This is a genomic window from Protofrankia sp. Cas8 (genome assembly GCF_963555845.1).
GTDB lineage: Bacteria > Actinomycetota > Actinomycetes > Frankiales > Frankiaceae > Protofrankia.
On record NZ_CAUVXI010000311.1, the window covers coordinates 1 to 2,259 of the forward strand.

Here is a 2,259-nt window from a genome sequence, read left to right on the forward strand (position 1 = left end):
CCTATTGCCGACCGCACGAGGTTTGAGCAGGCGACCAGCCCGTCCGGTCGCCTGGTCACCGTCCTGCGCGCCTGAGCAGTAACGTTGCGGAGCGCACGACCAACGGCGTCGATCATTCCCGCAACCCCGCTTCTTGCTGCACCCTTCCCCAGAAGCCGCCCAGCGCCCAATCGACATAGTGACTTCCCTGATCCAAGTGGTGGATCACATCGGCCGTGCGCACATCGGCCGTGCGTCAACTGCTCGTCACCCGGCCTGCCGCTTGTTGGGCGCCCGAATGCCTCGGCTCCCGCGGCAGCACCGGCCTGATCAGCGATATCAGCTGCATCGACGGCCCAATGCCGAGTTCACGCTGGAGCAGATCGACGTAGGAACGGTAGGTGCGCAGCGCCTCGTGCGCGTTCCCTTCGGCGAGATGGACGCGGATGAGCGTCCGGTGTGCGCTCTCCCGCAGCGGATCGGCGCGGATCGCCCCGTAGGCGGCATCCGCCGCCGCGCCGAACCGGCCGGCGTCCAACAGTCGGTCGGCGAGGGACTCCAGCGCATGCAGGGTGAGCTGGCGGAGCCGTTCCCGCTCGAAAACGACCCAGTCGTCATACCAGCCCGGCAGCAGCACCCCGAGCAGCGGCTGCGGGCGCAGCGGGTGTCCGTCGCACCGGTCGGCCGGTTCCAATAGCCGCCGCGCATAGGCGATCGTCTCGTCGGTGTCCGTCCGTACCGCGGGACACAGGCCGAGATGGGTCGGCGTCGCGATGACGAGTGTCCGCTCGGCGCGTCGCAGCCGCCACAATGCCGTGCGCAGGCAGCCGTTGGCCTGCGCCTGGTTGGCCTCGGGCCACAGCGTTCCCGACACCTCGCAACGGGCGACTTCCCTGTCCCACAGCGCGAGCAGCGCGACCAGGCGCTGGGCGGCCAGCGGGACCGGTGCGCTGCGCTGGTTCACGCACAACCGGAACCCGTCGAGCAACCCGATGCGGACACCGGTCGTGGGAATCCCGGGATCGTCTACTGAAACGGATGTCATGAGCGCTCTGCCCCCGGTCTCGGTCGTATCCCGCTGACGAGACCACACAAGGGCACCACTGCGCTTCCGGGAAATCCCTAGGTTCGGCCGAGTCAGCACGCCCGGCCGAAGCGACCGGGAACCAGGGGAATTCCCCGACGCCTGCTCCGCCTCGGGCGAGCGGACACGATTCGCGAGACCATCGCCATAAGTAACCGAAATTACTCCGAGTGAACGCAACAGCGCGTAATCGGCTTCACCGACCGTGCCGCAGGCAGGCCCGATGCATCCGGCGTCTCATGTGTGACAGTTTTGAAGCCATTGTTGAACACCCCTTCCGGACGACCCCCCAATCGTTACACGCTGTTCAAATGAAATGGATTAAAGAGGTATCTCATCAGGCCCCGTGATCGACCGCTGTGATCGACCGTCGTCTGGATCGCCTATACTCGCCCTGCCTCAGCACATCGAGATGTGAAGGACCCGTATGTTCGCGGATTTCAAGGGTAAGAGCTTGGCTCGGCGGACGACTCGATCCGCATCATTGCTTTTCGTAGTGTTTTCACTACTTTCAGTAGCAGCCTGTCGAGCGCCCGCCGGAGAGCCACAAGCTGCTCCCAGCGGGGACCCACGGTTGGTGTCATCGAGTTCCGGTGACCTGTCGACAGTGGTGAAGAGCCTCGACAATCAGACCTTTCCCACCGGTTCAACGTTCTACGCGGGGATCGCGGGTGCGGATGACGGAGCAGACATCCGCTTCACGCTTGACAGCAAGCCCCTCACCACGGTGAATCCCGGCATCGTGAAGGTGACCGGCCTGGCCGACGGCAAGCATTCGCTGATCGCGGATACGTATGAACCTGATGGGGACAAGACCCGGAGAACCCACCGGTTCCGGGCGAACTTCCAGCTGGGCGGGACGACAGCCGGCGTGCAGGCCGCGCTTTCGGCGTCCCCGGACCCGGATCAGCAGGACGGATCCCCACCGCCGCCGGTGGCACCCGCTCCCGCGCTGGATCCGGTCGCCCCGGGCACGGAGGTGAAGGTGGCCGACGTCGCAAGCCTGATAAACGCGCTCAACACCGCCCGGCCAGGGATGACGATCACCATGGCCGACGGTCGCTACTCGGGCAAGGACGCCAAGGACATCAACGCCAAGAGCAAGCCCAGCGGTACGCCGACGAGCCCGGGACGGTTCAACATCCGGGTCTCGGGTACCGAAGCCGCAGCTATCACACTGCGAGGCTCTCGCAATG

At 65.5% G+C, this 2,259-nt stretch carries 1 protein-coding gene and 1 pseudogene; one reads left to right on the forward strand and one right to left on the reverse strand.

The window, feature by feature from the left end; all coding sequences use genetic code 11:
- Positions 1 to 235 precede the first annotated feature (235 nt).
- Positions 236 to 1,024, reverse strand: coding sequence for an AfsR/SARP family transcriptional regulator (locus tag U9977_RS25925; protein ID WP_322751904.1), 789 nt, complete (start codon positions 1,022 to 1,024; stop codon positions 236 to 238).
- Between the two features lie 616 nt (positions 1,025 to 1,640).
- Here U9977_RS25925 and U9977_RS25930 point away from each other — a divergent pair.
- Positions 1,641 to 2,259: pseudogene (locus U9977_RS25930) on the forward strand (hypothetical protein); the annotation flags it as partial.

Excerpts from the sequence above, each read along its gene's own strand:
- U9977_RS25925 (WP_322751904.1), bottom strand. The coding sequence starts at position 1,024 with ATGACATCCGTTTCAGTAGACGATCCCGGGATTCCCACGACCGGTGTC.